This window comes from Kaistia defluvii (assembly GCF_026343955.1).
In the GTDB taxonomy this organism is placed as follows: domain Bacteria; phylum Pseudomonadota; class Alphaproteobacteria; order Rhizobiales; family Kaistiaceae; genus Kaistia; species Kaistia defluvii.
This window is the reverse complement of sequence record NZ_JAPKNI010000002.1, coordinates 215,873-232,749: the sequence shown is the minus strand read 5'-3', so window position 1 is coordinate 232,749 and position 16,877 is coordinate 215,873. Positions and strand designations below refer to the sequence as shown.

The following is a 16,877-nucleotide window of genomic DNA, read 5'->3' as shown; positions in this document are numbered from 1 at the left end:
TGTCCCCGTAGATGTCGGCGTTATCGCCAACATGAAGACCCGAACGGCCCAGCAATAACAAAGCTATAAAAATAGTACCTATGGAGGAGAACCAGAATGCGACCTTTTAAAGCTATCAATTTTCTGGCCGCAGCTTCAGTTGCTGCCATCGGAATGTCGGCAAGCCTAGCCAGCGCCGCCGAGTTGAAGATCTGGCACCACACTTACCCGCCGGCCGAAGAATTCATCAAGCAGAAGGCTGCCGAGTACAGCAAGCTTCATCCGGATGTGACGTTCACGTTCCAGTCGGATCCACACGGCGACTACGAGGTCAAGCTGCTGGCAGCGATCGCGGCCGGCGAGGCGCCCGATCTGATCAACGTGCTCGACTACCTGTATCCGAAATTCGTCAGCAAGGGCATTCTGGCGGAAGCCAACCTGCCGGCGATGGGCGTCAAGACCAATGAGGAGCTGGAAGCGCTCTATTCGCCCGGCGCCCTGAAGGGCCTGATGATCGATGACAAGATCTACGGTCTTCCGGAGGAACTGAATACATTCGCGCTGTTCATGAACAAGGAACATTTCGCGGAAGTCGGCATCGACGTGACCGACAAGGCCAACTGGCCGAAGAGTTGGGATGATCTCTTCACTATGGCCAAGAAGGTCCAGAAGAAGGATGAGAGCGGCAACTTCACCCGCCTCGGCTTCAATTGGGTCTTCGGCCTGGATGGCTTCTGGTATGCCATGGAGTATTGGCCGATCCTCAACCAGTATGGCTGCGAGGTGCTCGACAGCGCCGGCAAGGCAACGATCAATTCGCCGCAATGCGTCGCGGCCTTCACCGACACCTGGCAGCGCTTGGTCAAGGATGGCATCGGCGGCCCCGACTACGCCACGGTCAATCCGGTCAATGCGCTGCAGGACTTCTCCGATGGCCGGCAGTCGATGATGATGGCCGGCATCTGGTCGCCCCCGCTGTTCGGCGAGGACGTCAAGAAGAACTACGTCGTGGCGCCGATCCCGCAGAAGGATCCCGCCAATCCCAAGACGTTGCTCTACAACTACTCGATGACGGTCACCCAGGCATCCAAGAATCAGGAAGAAGCCTGGCGCTTCCTTCGTTTCCTGACCTCCGATGGCGATGGCTATCTGCGCCACACCGGCTACGTGACCGGCCTGAAGGGCTGGGAGAAGTCGGAAGCCGCCAAGGATACGATCGGCGCCGACATCTTTGCCGACCAGCTCCAGTACGGCACCTATTTCTGGCGTTCGCTGACCTGGAACGAGGAAGGCAAGGCGATCAAGGACGCCATCGAGCAGATGATGCAGGGTACTTCGGTGCAGGAGGCGCTCGATCAGGCTGCCAAGCAGATCGACTTCGTGCGTAGCCAGAACTAACTATCCGTCGCAGTCTATTGTCCATCCGGCATGAAAACCGGATGGACACTACGCCGGCCGAAAGGTACCGACGCGTGTTTCAATCCAGAAAACGCTTATCTCTTGTATTCATAGCGCCCGCCCTTTTGTATTTGGCGATCTTTCAGCTCTACCCCGTATTATACGCCGTCTATATCAGCTTCCATAAATACGACCTGATGTCGCCGCCCGTATTCACCGGGCTTTCCAACTACATCCGGCTGGCCTCGGACGAGCAGTTTCTTCGCTCGCTCTGGGTGACCGCATTCTACGTCTTCTGGACGATCGTGCCGGTGATCGGATTGTCCTTCGTGCTGGGCGGGCTTCTCAGCACGCTGGGCCGCAGCCGAAGCGTCTGGCGGTTCCTGCTCTATCTGCCGTCCATCCTGCCGTTCGTCTCCGTCGCCCTGGTCTGGAAGCTGATGTTCAACCAGCGCGGCCCGATCAACGACGCGCTCAATACCGCTGGCATGGCGTCGATTCCGTGGCTCACCAATGGCGCCTATGCGCCGTGGGCGCTGATCTTCATGAGCTGGTGGCACGCGACAAGCTACTACACCATCATCTTCCTGGCCGGATTCCTGACCCTGCCGCGCGACTGCTTCGAAGCCGCCCGGCTCGACGGCGCCAAGCTGTTTCCGATGATCCGGCACATCACCCTGCCGCTGATGCGTCCGACCATCGCGCTGGTGGTCGTGCTGGCGACGGTGAACGGCCTCAAGGCCTTTGTCTTCCAGCAGGTGCTGACGGATGGTGGCCCCGCCAATGCGACGCAGATCCTGACGATTCTCATCTACAAGACAGCGTTCAGCTATCTCGACATGGGCCGGGCCAGTACCTACTCGATCGTGCTCTTCGGCTGCATCATGCTGCTGAGCCTCATTCAGATCTGGCTGATTTCAGGACGAAGAGATGCATAGGTCCCAGGTCGAACGCATCGCGATTATCCTGTTCATCGCGATCTTTGCCGCCATCGCCCTGTTTCCGATCCTGTGGATGCTGGCCGCCTCCTTCAAGACGGACAAGGAACTGCTGGACGGCAGCCTGTGGGATTTCGGCAGCGCCGGAATCAGCAATTATGTGAAGGCGTTCCAGGCACGGCCGTTTCTCCGCTATCTGGTGAATTCGCTGCTGGCGGCAGGCGTATCCGTGCTGATCACCCTCTTCCTGGGCGTGCTCGCCGCCTATGGTTTCGCCAAGATGCGCAACCGTTACTCGGAGATGATCTGGATCGCCGTGCTGGCCTCGATCATGATCCCGATCGAGGCGATCGTGATCCCGCTCTTCCTGCAGGTGCACGCCTTTGGCTGGCACGACAGCTATGCCGGCATCGTGCTCCCCACCGCCCTGAATGCGGCGGGAATCTTCATCCTGCGGCAGGCGATCCAGGGAATCCCGAATGAATTGCTCGAGGCGGGACGGATCGATGGCGCCAGCGAGTTCACCATTCTGCGCCGGATCGTGGTTCCGCTTCTGGCGCCCAGCATCGTGGTCGTCGCGGTCCTGACCTTCAGCCTGAGCTGGAACAACTATCTCTGGCCCCTCATCATCACCAGCACCGACACGCTGCGCACCCTGCCTCTCGGCATGGCTGCGTTCCAGATGACGCTGAATACGAAGTATAGTGAAATCATGGCGGTATCGACCTTCGGGACGATCCCGATGGCGTTGCTGTTCATCTTCCTGCAGCGCTATTTCATCGATAGCGCCATCGGATCGGGCATCAAGTAGAGGAGGCATCGGCCGGGCCCGGGCGAGCCTTGTGGCCGCTTGGGAAAAAAGTCTCGACAAAGGCGCTTAGAGAAAGCGATTGCAGGAATATCTGATATAGCGTCGTCAGCACGAAGAGGCTCGGACCTCGCCCAGCCGGCAGCGATCAAGGAGCCCCATGGCACGCCCTAAACCGGACGAACAGGCGCTGATCAACGTCGCCCGGCTCCGCTATGAGGACGGGGTCCCCCAGAACGAGATTGCCCGAAACCTCCAGATCTCGGAGGCGACCGTCAGCCGGTATCTGAAGCTTGCCATGGAACTCGGCATCGTCGAGATCCGCGTGGCGACCAGGGCGTTTCGCAACGCCGCACTCGAAGCGCGTCTGACGCAGCGCTTCGGCCTTTCCTTCGCGATCGTGGTCGATCGGCGCTCCTCCGATGTCGACCGGCTGCAACTGCTCGGCAACGCGGTGTTTCGCGGCATCGAGGACCTCGTTGTCGACGATGCGGTAATCGGCGTCTCCAATGGCGAGACGGTGGCCAGTGTCGCGGCTGCCGGCCGGCTGATCCGCGCCGACAATCTGTCGGTCGTAACGCTGATCGGCGGTGTCGGCCGCGCCGAGGAGGCCAGCCACACCGGCGAAATCTGCCGGACGCTGGCGCGGCGGATCGGCGCTCGGGCCTGGGTTCTGCCGGTCCCTGCCGTGGTCGACTCGATGGAGGCGGCCGAAGCGCTGCGTTCCACCTCGGGCGTCAGCGACGTCTTCCAGTTGATCGACCGCGTATCGATTGCCATCGTCGGCATCGGCGCCATGACCGAAGGCGCGTCGACGTTCCGCAACGGGCTGTTTCCGCCGTCGCGCGTGCAGGCGATCATCGCGGACGGCGCCGTCGGCTCGATCTGCGCCCGCTTCTACAATGCGGACGGTCAGGTGGTGCATTCCGACATCGACGCACGGACGCTTTCGCTACCGCTGGATGCCCTGCCGAGCGTCACACACAGCATTGCCGTGGCCACGGGACCCGAGAAGGTGCCCGCCATCCGCGCCGCGATGCGCGGGCGCATGATCAATGCGCTGGGCACGGATGCGGAGACAGCCGCGCTGCTCTGCGACGGCTGAGCCGCCCTCGCCTCCCCCGAGCCCGCTAGCGATCCGCATGGGACGAATAGGTGGCGACGGCCGGGAACATCGCCTTGAAGGCCTCGTATCGCCGGTCATAGCGCTCGACCTGCTCCGGAAAGGGAGCGATCACCACCTCGTGGTCCGGCGGCGTCGCAATCTCCGCAATGCCACAGCCGCTCTCGCCCATCATGGCCAGGCGGGCCGCACCCAGCGACGGCCCGAGATCGGCATCGTCGTAGCGCGCCAGATTTCGGCCCAGCACGGTCGACAGGATGCGGCACCAGAGCAGGCTCTGCGCGCCGCCGCCGATGAGACCGGGAACGGCACAGGGACTGCCGGCCTGCGTCAGGAGTTCATCCGCCTGGCGTATCGAAAAGGCCACTCCCTCCATCACGGCCTGGGCGATATCGAGGGGGTCGGAAGCCGGGCTCAGCCCGAAAAAGGCGCCGCGAATGTCGCTGTCTCCATGCGGCGTCCTCTCGCCGCTCAGATAGGGCAGGAACATCAGGGAAGACGGGCCCGCATATCGGGCCTCCACCCTCGACACCAGCGCGCCGATATCGTCGACGCCCATCAGCTTCCTGGCCCAGTTCAGGGCGCTGGCGCCGTTCAGCATGGCGGCCATCTGGTACCAGCCGGGCGTGCAATGGGCGAAATTGTGCAGGACGAGCTCGGGCTTGGGGGCGTAGCGATCCTGCGCCACGAAATAGACGACGCCGGTGCCAAGCGAAATGAAGCCCGATCCGGGCGCGGCGCAGCCGAGGCCGATCGCGCCGGTGCCGACATCCGCGCCGCCGCAGGCGACGGGCAGCCCGGCCCTCAGGCCCAGTGACGCCGCCACCGTCGGGCGCAAACGGCCGGCGATTTCGAACCCCTCCAGGAGCGGCGGCATCAGGGCATGGTCGATCCCCAGCCCGTCCAGGATGGCGGGCGACCACTGCCGTCGCGCCTGATCGAACAATTGCGTGCCGCCCGCATCGGACATGTCGCTGGCAATCTCGCCCGTGAGCCAAAAGCGCACATAGTCCTTCGCCAGCAGGACATGGGCCACTCGGTCATAGGCCTGCGGCTCGTTCTGCCGGAGCCACAACAGCTTGGCAGCCGTGAAGCTCGTCATGGGGAGAACGCCCGATATCTCGGCGAGATCCGGCACGCTGGCCGCCATCTCCACGCACTGGTCGGCGCCGCGGCCGTCGTTCCAGAGAATGGCCGGCCGCACGACATCATGATCGGCGTCCAGCGTTACCAGCGAGTGCATCTGTCCCGAAAGCCCCAGCGCCCGAACCGCCGCGAAGGCGTCGGGGCATGACTGGCGCAGGACCGCAAGGCAGGACTGAACGGCCTGGATCCATAGCGCCGGATCCTGCTCGCTGCGCCCGGGTCCAGGCCGGGCTGTCGCATAGTCCTGCGTGGCCCGCGCCAGCGTACGTTGCTGCTCGTCGACCAGGATGGCCTTGGTCGCCGTCGTGCCGACATCGATTCCGAGATACATCATCCCCCCGATTATGCTTTGCGTCACCGCGCCATGGCGAGAAGGGCCTGCGCCGCGGCCTCGTCGGTGATCAGCGTATTGCAGCCGACGCGCTGAATCGTCGCGTGGATGGCGACGGCGCGCTTGGCGCCGCCCGTCGCCAGGACGACGTGGCGCGCCTTGCTGATCTTGTCGAGATCGACCGACATCACCCGGTCGTTCAGCGCGTGGGGGACGGAACGCCCTTCCGCATCCAGGAAATTGCAGATGGCGTCGCCGACGCAGCCGGCCTCGACCAGTTCCTTCAGTTCCTGCGCCGAGATCAGGGTCTGGGAGAGCGACGTCGCGTCCGGGCTGATGTCGCCGACGCTGATGACGGCGATATCGAGCTCTTCGGCCAGCCGGTAGAGGCGATCCAGACCGCACCGTTCGATCAGATGACGCTTGGTCTCGATGGAATCGACCAGAAGCGGCGACAGGAAGAGATAGCACTCCGCCCCGATCTGGCTGGCCAGCCGCCAGGAAAACTCGATCGGATTGACCTGATGCGCCTCGAGCACGCCGCCAAGCAGGGAAACGACACGAACGCGGTCGCGCCGGGCCGGGCGGAAGCTGGCGAGCGAAGCGGTCAGCGTGCGTCCCCAGCCGACGCCGATCGTGCAATCGTCGGGAATGGCGTCCGACAGAAACTGGCCGAGGGCGAGCCCGACGGCCTTGGCCGTCCCCTCGACGTCGTCGGCTCCCGGCACGACGATCGCCTCATCCAGGCCGAACGCCTTTTCGAGCTGCAGACCGAGTTCGACGCACTCCTGGATGCCCTCATTGATCCAGATCTGCACCTCGCCACGTTTCACGGCCTCGTCGAGCACGCGAATGATCGTCGTCCGGCTGACGCCGAGCCTCTCGGCGACAGCCTTCTGCGTCAGGCCCTGATTGTAATAGAGCCACGCCGCGCGCAAGCGGAGCGACGATGTCTCGGAAAGCAGCTTCTGTCCGGCTCGTTGGAGTCTGGCCAATACAATCCTCAATTCTGCGGCGAGCGCAGCGGTCAGCTATGCGCGGTCAGGAAGCCCTGGATCCATCCGTTGACCCGCGTGATTTCCTCGATCTGGGGCAGATGGCCGGCACCCGGCACGATGTGCCGTTCACCGCCAAAATTCGCCAGCCGCTCCGGATCGAGCGGATTGATGGCGTCATTCTCCCCCCAGATGACCATTCGCGGCAAATCGCCTTGCCGGATCGCGGCGATGGCGGGCTGCACCATCTCCTCGATGGCAGGCAGATTTTCGGCCAGAGCCGACAGGGCCTGGCGCCGTCCCGGCCGGTCCAGATGCGCCAGCACATGCAGCGCCATCGCCTTGTTGATCAGGCGCGGGCGCGCCACCAGCCGCTGCAGCAGGGCCAACGCCGGATCCGGCTCCTCCAGCCGCGCGAGGCCGGCCGTGAAATCGCCGTCGATGCCCCTGCCGAGGCCAGCCGGCGCAATGAGCACGATCGACCGCACCCGATCCGGCGCGCGATGGGCCAGGCGAAGCGCAAGGGCGCCGCCAAGCGAATGGCCGACCAGATGCACCTTGCCGGTCAGATGGGGGGCCAGGCCTGCCAGCACCGCATCGGCAAGACCATCCAGGCTATTATCCTGTCCGGGCTCCGCGTCACCATGCCCCGGCAGGTCGACACCCCAGACCTTGAACGCGCCAGCCAGGGCGGGCGCGTTGGCGAGCCAGGCCAAGCGGTCCGATCCGAAGCCATGCACGAACACGACCTCCGGCCGACCGTCGCTTCCGCCGAGCCGATGCGGCACTGCCACGGCGGCCGCCTTGTTGGTCTCCGCCATGCCGGCAGCGCCTATTCAGTCGCGATGATGGCAAGCGTCGCGCCGATTTCGGCGATATCGCCCTCCGGCACGACAATGTCCTTGAGGACGCCCGTCGCCGGGGCCTCGATCTCCATGCTGAGCTTGGTCGTCGTGACGATCAGGATCTGCTCGCCCTCGCGGACGGGATCTCCCACCGCCTTCAGCCACTCCGTCAGTTCGGCCTCGGTCGTCTCATTGCCCAGTTGCGGCATCAGCAGTGGAATGTTCATCGTTTCCTCCAGGTTCAGGGGACGCGGCTAGAGCGCGAGGCGGGCAAGATCGAGGTCGTTCCAATCGCGCACACCGCGACGATTGACGCGCTTCTCCGGGAAGAAATCGCTGGTGACGGCATCGAGAATGTCGTCCACCTGCGGGAAGTAGGTCGATTCCATCTCGGCCCCCGGCACGATCCAGTTCGGCGAACCAAGGACGCGCGGCGCGGCCTTCAGGTCGCCATAGGCGAAGCGCGTGATGTTGCTCGACAGCGTCATGGCGAAGCTGCCGCGCTCGGACGCTTCGGAAACCAGCAGGAGCCGCCCGGTCTTCTTCACCGATTCCAGCACCGTGTCGTAGTTGAACGGCACCAGCGTGCGGGCGTCGATGATTTCGGCCGAGATGCCGTAATTGGCCTGCAATTCGTCCGCGGCCGCCATCGCCGAATAGAGCGAAGGTCCGATGGTCAGTATGGTCAGGTCCGACCCGGCCCGCTTGATGTCCGGCTCGCCGATCGGGATGCGGTAGTACTCGGTCGGCACGCCTTCGGTACGGAACGGCTCGACGGTGTCGTAAAGCCGCTGGCTCTCGAAAAACACGACCGGATCGTCGCTGGACAGCGCCGAGGCCAAGAGCCCCTTCGCATCATAGGGCGTCGCCGGGTAGATCACCTTGAGGCCAGGAATATGGGCGACCAGCGACGACCAATCCTGCGAATGCTGGGCTCCGTACTTGCTGCCGACGGAGCAGCGCAGCACGACAGGAACCTTCAGCGCCCCGGCCGACATTGCGTGCCATTTCGCCATCTGGTTGAAGATTTCGTCGCCGGCGCGGCCGATGAAATCGCCATACATCAGCTCGACGAGAGACCGGCCGCCCTCGAGCGCATATCCAACCGCCGTGGCGACAATGGCAGCCTCGGAGATCGGCGAGTTGAACAGACGATCATAGGGCAGGATTTCGGAGAGCCCGCGATAGACGCCGAAGGCGCCGCCCCATTCGCGGCATTCCTCGCCATAGGCGATCAGGCTCGGATCCTGGGTCATGTGATGCAGGACCGCCTCGAAAAGGCCGTCCCGAAGGGTGATGGCGCGCATCGAGGACAGCTTTTCGCCCGTCTCCGACAAGCCGAAGCGAGCCTTCTTGGCGTTCTGGCGAATGCGGGCCGATGTCTCCGGCGCGGCCAGCAGCGGCGCCGGGGTCGCCGGAACCGGGATCTCGTGATGGCTGAACATCAGCTTGCCGATCAGGGTCGGATCGGCGCGCACGTCGACGATCGGCGCCGCCTCGGGATTGACGGCGGCCGCCGTGACCGCGGTGACCTGCGCGACGACCTGAGCCCGCATCGCCGCCAGACTCTCGTCGGTCAGGATGCCCTCGGCGAGCAACTGGCTCTGGAACAGGACGATCGGATCATGCGGCTCCCAAAGCTGCATTTCCTCTCGCGAGCGATAGACGCTGGCATCCGTCGTCGAGTGGCCACTGATGCGATAGCACTCGACATCGAGAAGCGCCGGGCCCTTCCCTTCGAGCAGCAGCGCACGCTTGCGCGCCACGGCGTCGGCGACGGCGAGCGGATTGGAGCCATCGACGGTCTCGGCATGCATCGAGGCCGGATTGATCGCCGCGCCGATGCGCGACAGCCGATCCCAGCCCATCGTCTCGCCGATCGTCTGGCCGCCCATGGCGTAGAAATTGTTGTTGAAGAAGAACAGCACCGGCAGGCCGCCGTGCTTCTCGCCCCAGAGCGTTTCGAACTGCGCCATCGAGGCGAAATTCATCGCTTCCCAGACGGGTCCGCAGCCGGTCGAGCCATCGCCGCTATTGGCGACGGTGATGCCCTTGGCCCCACTCAGCTTCCGCCGCAGCGCCGCGCCGGTCGCGATCCCGCCGGATGCGCCGACGATCGCATTGTTCGGATAGGCGCCGAACGGCGGGAAGAAGGCATGCATGCTGCCCCCCATGCCGCCATTGAAGCCGTTGGCGCGCATGAAGATTTCCGATAGCAGGCCAAACAGCAGGAAATTCTCCGCCAGAACCTTGCCATCGCCGCCCAGATGGGTCTCCACCGCCCGCAGCAGGCCGCCATCCTGGTGACCGGCCATGATGGCCCGAAGCGCAGGCGCCTCCAGCCTCGCGATCGCCGACAGGCCCTTGGCGATGAATTCACCATGGCTGCGATGGCTTCCGAAGATGTGATCTTCCGGCTCGAGCGCAAGCGCCGCGCCAACCGCCGCGCCCTCCTGCCCGATCGAAAGGTGCGCCGGCCCCTTGTAGTTGAAGGGGATGCCCGCATAGGCGCCGGTCGCCTTGAACGAACCCAGCATGGATTCGAACTCCCGGATGATCAGCATGTGGCGGAGGACTTCCGTCAGCGCCGCATCGCCCCGCCGCGCCCGCTCCTCGGAAAAGGGGGTCGCATAGGCGTTGACAGGGATCTCCGCGAAAGAAACCGTCGACCTCTGACGGACAATATTCGGGTCGACTGTGATTTCCTTGGGCATGGATCCCCTCCAACATCAGGCGCCGCCGCATCGCGGCCCGGTTCGGGATCAATATCGCAGCATCTGGACATATGTCCAATCAAATGTACAAATGTAATGAGCAGGACGGCGCGGAGCCTGCTTGTGCCCGCCATTCATATTGAGCATTGATGGCTGGCCCCATGGCGCGGCGGTCGTGGCCGCACATGCCAGCAGCCATGCAACCAAGGAAGAAGACCAACCATGCCATCAGACAGGCCCCGTCGCCCCCAGGACCCGTTCGCGGCAGCGGAGGCCGTGTTCGCCAAGAAGAAGCCGGTCGCAGAGATCAAGGCGCCTTCGCTCCCGAATGTGAGGGAGCTTGTCTCGCTCAGGATCGATCGGGACGTGCTGGAATACTTCCAGGCGGACGGCCCCGGCTGGCAGGATCGGATGAATGACGCATTGCGCGCCGCAGCCGTGGCCAACGGCATGGTCCCGACGGGCACCGCGCCCTGAACCCGGACCGCCTCGGACGACCGCCGCGATTGACGGCTTCGGCGCCCGAACGAGCGCCTCCCGAACGAGTTGCGGGGCGCCGGGGGACGAATAGCGGCTCGGCGTGAGCGAGTCCGGCATTGGTTGCCGCGTCGTCCGGTCGCCGCCTGGCGAGAACAGCCTCCATTGGCCCTGGGATTGCCGGAAGCGAACACGACCGCGGCTGAAGGCACCAGAGAAGAACGCTCGATTTCATTGGCATCCTGACGCCACCGAAGTGCCGTCAGGTTGTTGCGAGGCTGGCAGGCTCAGACCAGGAATGATTTCTTGATCGAGGCGCCGAGCGTGTATTTGGGGTCAACCATGTTGCCGAGGCGGACGCGGCCGCACTGCGTCAGCAGCATGTAGGCCTCGATCTCGTCGAAGCCATAATCGGTCGCCATCCAGCGGATCAGGTCGCGATAGGCGATGCGGGCGGCGTCCTCCATCGGCCGGCTGGAGCCGATCGACATGATGAAGTTCTCCGTCTCCAGCCGCGGCCATTTGAGCGACCAGCCCTTGATCAGGTCGATCTGTACCGTGGTGACGGTCGGATGCTCGATCGCAACGCCGCACAGTTCGCCGTCGCCCTGCGCCGCATGGCAGTCACCGAGATAGAGCAGCGCCCCCTTGGTGTTGACCGGCAGGTAGATCACCGCGCCGACGCCGACATCCGGCAGGTCCATGTTGCCGCCGTAATAGTCCGGCTGCAGCGCCGAGATCGCCTCGATCTCCGGCGAGGTACCGATCGTGCCGATGAAGGGCTCATAGGGCAGCGTGATCTTGTCGTTCCACTTCGTGCCGTTCTCGTCGATGTGGAGCTTCTTGACCCGCTCGGGCAGCGGCGCGTTCAGCATGGCGGTATCGCCGGTCGGCACCAGGCCGCCGAAATCCGGCATGATCACGGTGGTCCCGCGCGGCTGCGGTCCGCGCGGGACGATGCTCTTGATGTAGACGGCGAGCGTATCGCCCTTCTCGGCGCCGTTGACGAAGACCGGTCCGTTCTGCGGGTTCAGGAACGGAAAGTTGAGGATCTCGCTCGGCTTGTCCGTCTCGTGCTGGATCTGGCCCTCGAACGCGTCATGCGTCTCGGCCGAGACGACGGCGCCGGGATCGACCTTCAGGACGGGCTCGACATAGGGACCATAGACATAGTGATACTTGCCCTGATCGGCCTCCGTTATCGAATGGGACGAGCCCGCCTGGCCCTTGGCGAGGCCTTTGCGAGCCATGATGGAATTTTCGAGCCAGGACATCGTTTTCTCCTTTTTACTGTCTCGTTCAGACGGCGAGGTGGCGGCGCATGGTCTCGCCATCGGCGAGCGCGCTCCGGTCGAGTTCCGCGACGATGCGGCCCTTGTCCATGACGTAGCAGCGCTGCGCCATGGCCCGGATCATGTCGATGTTCTGCTCGACCAGGATGATGGTGACGCCGGTTTGCCGGTTCAGCTCGACCATGATGCGGGCGATGTCCTGCACGATGTTGGGCTGGATGCCCTCGGACGGCTCGTCGAGCAGGATCAGCTCGGGATCGGCGATCAGCACGCGTCCAATGGCGAGCTGCTGCTGCTGGCCGCCCGACATGGTGCCGGCGCGCTGCGACCAGCGCTCGCGCAGGATCGGGAAATAGCCGAGCACGCGCTCGCGGTCCGCCTCGGTGACACTCTTTCGCAGGCCGCCGACCACCATGTTCTCGGCAACCGTCAGGCGCGGAAACACGTCGCGTCCCTGCGGCACATAGCCGATACCGAGGCGGGCGCGCTTGTGCGTCGGCAGGCTGCCGATATCCCCGCCCTGATAAAGGATGGATCCGTCCATCGTCGGCACGAGACCGATCAGGCTTTTCATCAGCGTGGACTTGCCGACGCCGTTGCGGCCGATGACGGCAACGATCTCGCCTTGGCGGACGTCGAGGTCGAGCCCCTGCAGCACGGGCTTGCCGCCATAGCCGGCGCGCAGCCCCTTGGTCGAAAGCAACGTTTCCTTAACCATGGGCTTGCCCCAGATAGATGGCCGCCACGCGCTCGTCGGCGACGATCTGGTCGATCGACCCTTGCGCGAAGACCTGGCCGAGATGGAGGACGGTGACCTTGTCGGCGACCTGGCGGACAAAGGCCATGTCGTGCTCGACGGCGAGCACGGTCATGCCGTCGGCGTTCAGTCGCCGCACCATCTCACCGGTCATGTGCGTCTCCTCCGGCGACATGCCGGCTGTCGGTTCGTCCAGCAGCAACAGCTTCGGCTTCAGACTGATCGCCATGCCGATCTCCAGCCACTGCTTCTGGCCGTGACTCAGATTGCCGGCGAGCTGCCGGCTCTCGCCCGACAGCTTGAGGAACTCGAGCAACCGGTCGATCTCCTCATGCAGCGAGGCGGCGGGATAGTGGTGCTGCATGGCCGTCTCGAGGTTCTGGCGGACGCTGAGCGCCTTGAAGATCCCGGGAACCTGGAACTTGACGCTCATGCCGCGCCGGATGCGCTGGAAGGATTTCAGCGCGGTGATGTCCTCGCCGGCGAACAGGATCTGGCCGCTGCTCGGGCTGTGCTCCCCGAGGACGAGGCGGAACAGCGTGCTCTTGCCGGCGCCGTTCGGGCCGATGAGGCAATGCACTTCGCCGGCTTCGAGCGAGAGATCGACATTGTTGGTGACATGCAGGCCGCCGAAACGCTTGTTCAGCGCGCGGGTTTGGAGAAGCGCCATCACGCACCTCCCTGCTTGGACTTGCCGAACCGGCCGAGCAGACCGGCCGCTGCCAGGATGATGCCGCGCGGCGCCAGCAGCACGGTCAGCACCAGCAGGAAGCCCATGACGACGAGCGCGTACTGGGCGCCGTGGATGGTGAGGGCCTGGAAACCCGACAGCACCACCAGCGTGCCGATCAGCGTCGCCGTCAGATCGGAGCGCCCGCCGACGGCGACCCAGACGATCGGCAGCGCAGCCGCCGTCATGCCCATGCTGGACGGTGTGATGTACTGGCCCCAGCTCGTGTAGAGCACGCCGGACAGACCAGCGAGGACAGCGCCGATGACGAACGCGCCGAGCTGGTATTTGCGGATGTCGTAACCGAGCATTTCGGCCCGTTCCGGGTTCTCGCGGATCGCGACCAGGACGTTGCCGAAGGACGAGTTCACCAGGATGCGCAGGCCGAGATAGACCAGCACCAGCAGCCCGAGCACGACATAGTAGAGCTGGACATCCGGATACAGGATGATGTCGCCACCCGGCCAGGGAATGGTCAGCGGCGGCATGTTGCTCATACCGTTGAAGCCGTTCAGCCGCGCCTTGCCGATCGCCCATTCGGGCCCGGCCGTCTGGGCCATGAAGCGTTCGAGCACCAGGGTCACCGACAGGGTGACGATGCCGAGGAACACGCCCGAGATGCGGCCGAAGAACAGGAAGTAGCCCAGCAGCAGCGCGGCGAGCGCGGCGATGACCAGGGCGATCACCACGGCAACCAGGGTGAAGCCGTAGGCCGCGCCGAAATTCAGCGTCAGCACGCCGTAGCTGTAGCCGGCGATGCCGAAGAACGCGGTCTGGCCGAAGCTGAGCGAGCCGCCATAGCCCCAGATCAGGCTGAGGCCGAGGGCCATGAAGACCCAGGTGAAGAAATACACCGTGTTGCCGACGGTATAGCCGTCGCTGAACATCGGATAGGAGCAGGCGCCAGCCAGAACGATCAGGAAGCCGACCCAGAAGACAGGCCCCCTGCCGATCGTCTGCGGCCCCTCCAACCGGGCGAAGAAGCGGGATAATGCGTTCATGATGATGCTCCCACGGCTCAGGTGCGTTCGCGCAGCAGGAAGCCGGAAATACCCTTGGGCAGGACCCGGATGACGACGATGACGGCGAGCAGCAGGCCGATCTGGCCAAAGAGCTGGCCCTGCCAGGAGGTCATCGCCGACTTGACGATGGCGAGGATGACGGCGGCGGGAGCGGTTCCGAGGAAGACATCGGCGCCGCCGACGACCACGGTCACGAAGGCCTCCATGATGAAGGTGGTGCCCATGGTCGGGACCAGCGTCATGGTCGGCGCATAGAGCCCGCCCGTCAGTCCGGCGAGGCCGGCACCGAGCGCGAAGGTCAGGCTGTAGACCATGCGCGTGTCGACCCCGAGCGCTGCCGCCATGTGCGGCACCTGGATGGTCGCGCGCGCCATCACGCCGAAGCGCGTCCAGTTGAACAGCACATAGAGCCCCGCCAGCACCGCGATCGCCATGACGAAGAGGACGAGGCGATAGACGGAATAGGAATAGCCGCCGATCTGGAAGCTGCCGAGCGGCGTGCCGATGCCTCCCATCGTCGAGCCCAGCACGATCAGCGTGCCCTGGGTGGCGATCAGGCTGAGACCCCAGGTGGCGACGATGGTGTCGAGCGGGCGTTCATAGAGATGACGCACCACCAGCCGCTCGACCAGCGCACCGACGGCGGCCGACACCAGCGCGCCGAGGAGGATCGCCAGCGGTAGCGGCAGGCCGGCATTGGCGCCGGAGACGGTCACGTAGGCGCCGCACATGATGAATTCGCCATGGGCGAGATTGATCACGCCCATCATGCCGAAGATCACCGCCAGGCCGCAGGCCGACAGAACGAGAAAGGCGAAGGCGTCGCCAAATTGGTAGAGCGCCGCGAAGGCGACAGTGATGGCGTCCATCGTCAATGGGCCTTTGGGTTCGAAAGTACGCTGCCAGGAAGCAGCCCGTCGCGGAGGTCCCGCCATGGGTCCCGCGCGGGCGCCGCGTCGGGCGAGGTCTGGAGGATCCGGCGAAGCCGGGATCGTGGACACGCCGAAGACGGGTGCCCGGCACAGCGCCGGGCACCCGCTCTCATCCTTCGGAGCGCATCGCGATCAGGACTTCGACGGCGGATTCGAGGGCGTGTACTGCTCGCTCGGATCGCTCTTGGTCAGATCGCAGCCTGCCTCGCCCAGCCAGTACGGCTTGATGTCCTGCCACACCTTCGGGAAGGTGATCGAGTGATCGGCGCCGACCTTCGCCAGGTAGATGGTGTGCGACATATGCTGGCTCTTCGGGTCGAGACAGACCTTGCCTTCCGGCGCGTCCATGCAGACGTCGCCCTTGGCGATCTCCGCCCGGAGATCGTCGCGCTTGGTCGACTTCGCCCGCTCGACCATCTGCTTGTAGAGATAGACGGCGAGATAGGAGTTCTCGGCTTCCTGGTTGACATAGGGCTCGTCGGGATAGGCGGCCTTGAACTTCGCCACGAAAGCCTTGCTCGCCGGCGTATCGACTTCCTCGATGTAGTTGGTGGTGACGTACATGTCCTTCAGGCTCGGCGGCTTGAAGCGCTTGTGCTCGTAGCCCTGGCCGACATTGACCGACGAGGCCATCGGCAGATTGACGTTGGCGGCGGAGGCCTGCTCGTAATAGGAGGCCTGCGGCGTGCCGACCAGCAGCGTGACGACGAAGTCGGGCTTCGCCTTCTGGATATTCTGGATCGACTGCGAGAACTGCGACACGCCGAGCGGGATGAACTCCTCGCCGACCATCTCGCCACCATTCTCCTTGACGATGTTGCGCACCCATTCGGCCGAGATCTGGCCAAAATTGTAGTCGGCGGCGAGCGTGTAGACCTTCTTGCCGTAGGTCTCCATCATGTAGGGGATGAGCGTCGAGAACTGCTGCTCGGGCACCGCGCCGGTGACGATCATGTTGGCGTCGCAGACGCCGCCTTCATACTGGTTGTTGTAGAAGGCGAGCCCGTCGAACTGGTTGACGATCGGCCGGTAGGCCTCGCGCGAGGCCGATGAGAAGCCGGCGAAGACGGCGTCCACCTTGTCCCGCTGCAAGACGCGGCGCATGAATTCCTGGTAGCGCGTGTTGTCCGACTGGGTGTCGTAAATGACGAGTTCGAGCGGCCGGCCGTCAATGCCGCCGGCCTTGTTGATCTCGTCGGCGGCAATCTGGATGGCATGCACCTTGCCGATCGTCGCGGCGGCGAAGTCGCCGGACTGATCCTCGAGCACGCCGAGCTTGATCGGATCGGCGGCAGAAGCAGGTCCGGCGCCGAGCAAAACCGTCCCTGCGAGGGCCGCGGCTCGCAGCCCCCTTGCAAAATTCCCTGACATTTCAGCTTCTCCTCTGTGA

The 16,877-nt window shown here is 64.3% G+C and carries 16 protein-coding genes; 5 read left to right on the top strand and 11 right to left on the bottom strand.

Translation table 11 applies throughout. From position 1 onward, the window contains the following. Positions 1-153 precede the first annotated feature (153 nt). The 4 genes from OSH10_RS05535 (at position 154) to OSH10_RS05520 (ending at position 4,228) form a co-directional block, all read left to right on the top strand. Complete coding sequence (locus OSH10_RS05535; protein ID WP_266330620.1) at positions 154-1,377, top strand: ABC transporter substrate-binding protein; 1,224 nt, start codon at positions 154-156, stop codon at positions 1,375-1,377. A gap of 197 nt (positions 1,378-1,574) precedes the next feature. Further along, complete coding sequence (locus OSH10_RS05530) at positions 1,575-2,315, top strand: carbohydrate ABC transporter permease (protein ID WP_266330618.1); 741 nt, start codon at positions 1,575-1,577, stop codon at positions 2,313-2,315. Beyond that, entirely contained in the window at positions 2,308-3,126 is an 819-nt protein-coding gene (locus OSH10_RS05525) for a carbohydrate ABC transporter permease (RefSeq protein ID WP_266330617.1), read from the top strand. Before OSH10_RS05530 ends, OSH10_RS05525 begins: the two co-directional genes overlap by 8 nt. A 157-nt stretch (positions 3,127-3,283) precedes the next feature. Next, positions 3,284-4,228: a sugar-binding transcriptional regulator gene (locus OSH10_RS05520; RefSeq protein ID WP_266330616.1), complete on the top strand. Its 945-nt coding sequence runs from the start codon at positions 3,284-3,286 to the stop codon at positions 4,226-4,228. A 25-nt stretch (positions 4,229-4,253) separates the two neighbouring features. Here OSH10_RS05520 and xylB read toward each other — a convergent pair whose 3' ends face one another. Genes xylB through OSH10_RS05495 form a run of 5 tightly spaced genes read right to left on the bottom strand, consistent with a single transcriptional unit; the run spans position 4,254 to position 10,277 of the window. Next, positions 4,254-5,726 (bottom strand): xylulokinase, encoded by a 1,473-nt coding sequence (gene xylB / locus OSH10_RS05515; RefSeq protein ID WP_266330615.1) that lies wholly within the window; start codon positions 5,724-5,726, stop codon positions 4,254-4,256. 20 nt (positions 5,727-5,746) lie between these two features. Beyond that, positions 5,747-6,718 (bottom strand): sugar-binding transcriptional regulator, encoded by a 972-nt coding sequence (locus tag OSH10_RS05510; protein WP_266330614.1) that lies wholly within the window; start codon positions 6,716-6,718, stop codon positions 5,747-5,749. A 32-nt stretch (positions 6,719-6,750) separates the two neighbouring features. Then, the gene (locus tag OSH10_RS05505; RefSeq protein WP_266330613.1) at positions 6,751-7,539 is read right to left on the bottom strand and encodes an alpha/beta fold hydrolase; all 789 of its coding nucleotides are present in this window, start codon (positions 7,537-7,539) and stop codon (positions 6,751-6,753) included. A gap of 11 nt (positions 7,540-7,550) precedes the next feature. Continuing rightward, on the bottom strand, positions 7,551-7,790 hold the full coding sequence (locus OSH10_RS05500) for a lipoyl domain-containing protein (protein WP_266330612.1): 240 nt from the start codon (positions 7,788-7,790) through the stop codon (positions 7,551-7,553). Positions 7,791-7,817: 27 nt separating this feature from the next. Next, positions 7,818-10,277 (bottom strand): alpha-ketoacid dehydrogenase subunit alpha/beta, encoded by a 2,460-nt coding sequence (locus OSH10_RS05495; protein ID WP_266330611.1) that lies wholly within the window; start codon positions 10,275-10,277, stop codon positions 7,818-7,820. Positions 10,278-10,499: 222 nt separating this feature from the next. Here OSH10_RS05495 and OSH10_RS05490 point away from each other — a divergent pair, with 222 nt between their 5' ends. Further along, the gene (locus OSH10_RS05490) at positions 10,500-10,754 is read left to right on the top strand and encodes a BrnA antitoxin family protein (RefSeq protein ID WP_266330610.1); all 255 of its coding nucleotides are present in this window, start codon (positions 10,500-10,502) and stop codon (positions 10,752-10,754) included. A 287-nt stretch (positions 10,755-11,041) separates the two neighbouring features. Here the strand turns inward: OSH10_RS05490 and OSH10_RS05485 are convergent, their stop codons facing one another. The 6 genes from OSH10_RS05485 to OSH10_RS05460 form a co-directional block, all read right to left on the bottom strand. Continuing rightward, complete coding sequence (locus tag OSH10_RS05485) at positions 11,042-12,028, bottom strand: acetamidase/formamidase family protein (protein WP_266330609.1); 987 nt, start codon at positions 12,026-12,028, stop codon at positions 11,042-11,044. 25 nt (positions 12,029-12,053) lie between these two features. Further along, positions 12,054-12,764: an ABC transporter ATP-binding protein gene (locus tag OSH10_RS05480; RefSeq protein WP_266330608.1), complete on the bottom strand. Its 711-nt coding sequence runs from the start codon at positions 12,762-12,764 to the stop codon at positions 12,054-12,056. After that, positions 12,757-13,473, bottom strand: a complete 717-nt coding sequence (locus OSH10_RS05475) for an ABC transporter ATP-binding protein (RefSeq protein ID WP_266330607.1) — start codon at positions 13,471-13,473, stop codon at positions 12,757-12,759. The genes OSH10_RS05480 and OSH10_RS05475 overlap by 8 nt, the downstream gene beginning before the upstream one ends. Further along, complete coding sequence (locus OSH10_RS05470) at positions 13,473-14,534, bottom strand: ABC transporter permease subunit (protein WP_266330606.1); 1,062 nt, start codon at positions 14,532-14,534, stop codon at positions 13,473-13,475. The genes OSH10_RS05475 and OSH10_RS05470 overlap by 1 nt, the downstream gene beginning before the upstream one ends. A 17-nt stretch (positions 14,535-14,551) precedes the next feature. Beyond that, positions 14,552-15,424, bottom strand: a complete 873-nt coding sequence (locus OSH10_RS05465; RefSeq protein WP_266330605.1) for an ABC transporter permease subunit — start codon at positions 15,422-15,424, stop codon at positions 14,552-14,554. 195 nt (positions 15,425-15,619) lie between these two features. Beyond that, the gene (locus tag OSH10_RS05460) at positions 15,620-16,858 is read right to left on the bottom strand and encodes an urea ABC transporter substrate-binding protein (RefSeq protein WP_266330604.1); all 1,239 of its coding nucleotides are present in this window, start codon (positions 16,856-16,858) and stop codon (positions 15,620-15,622) included. Positions 16,859-16,877 lie beyond the last annotated feature (19 nt).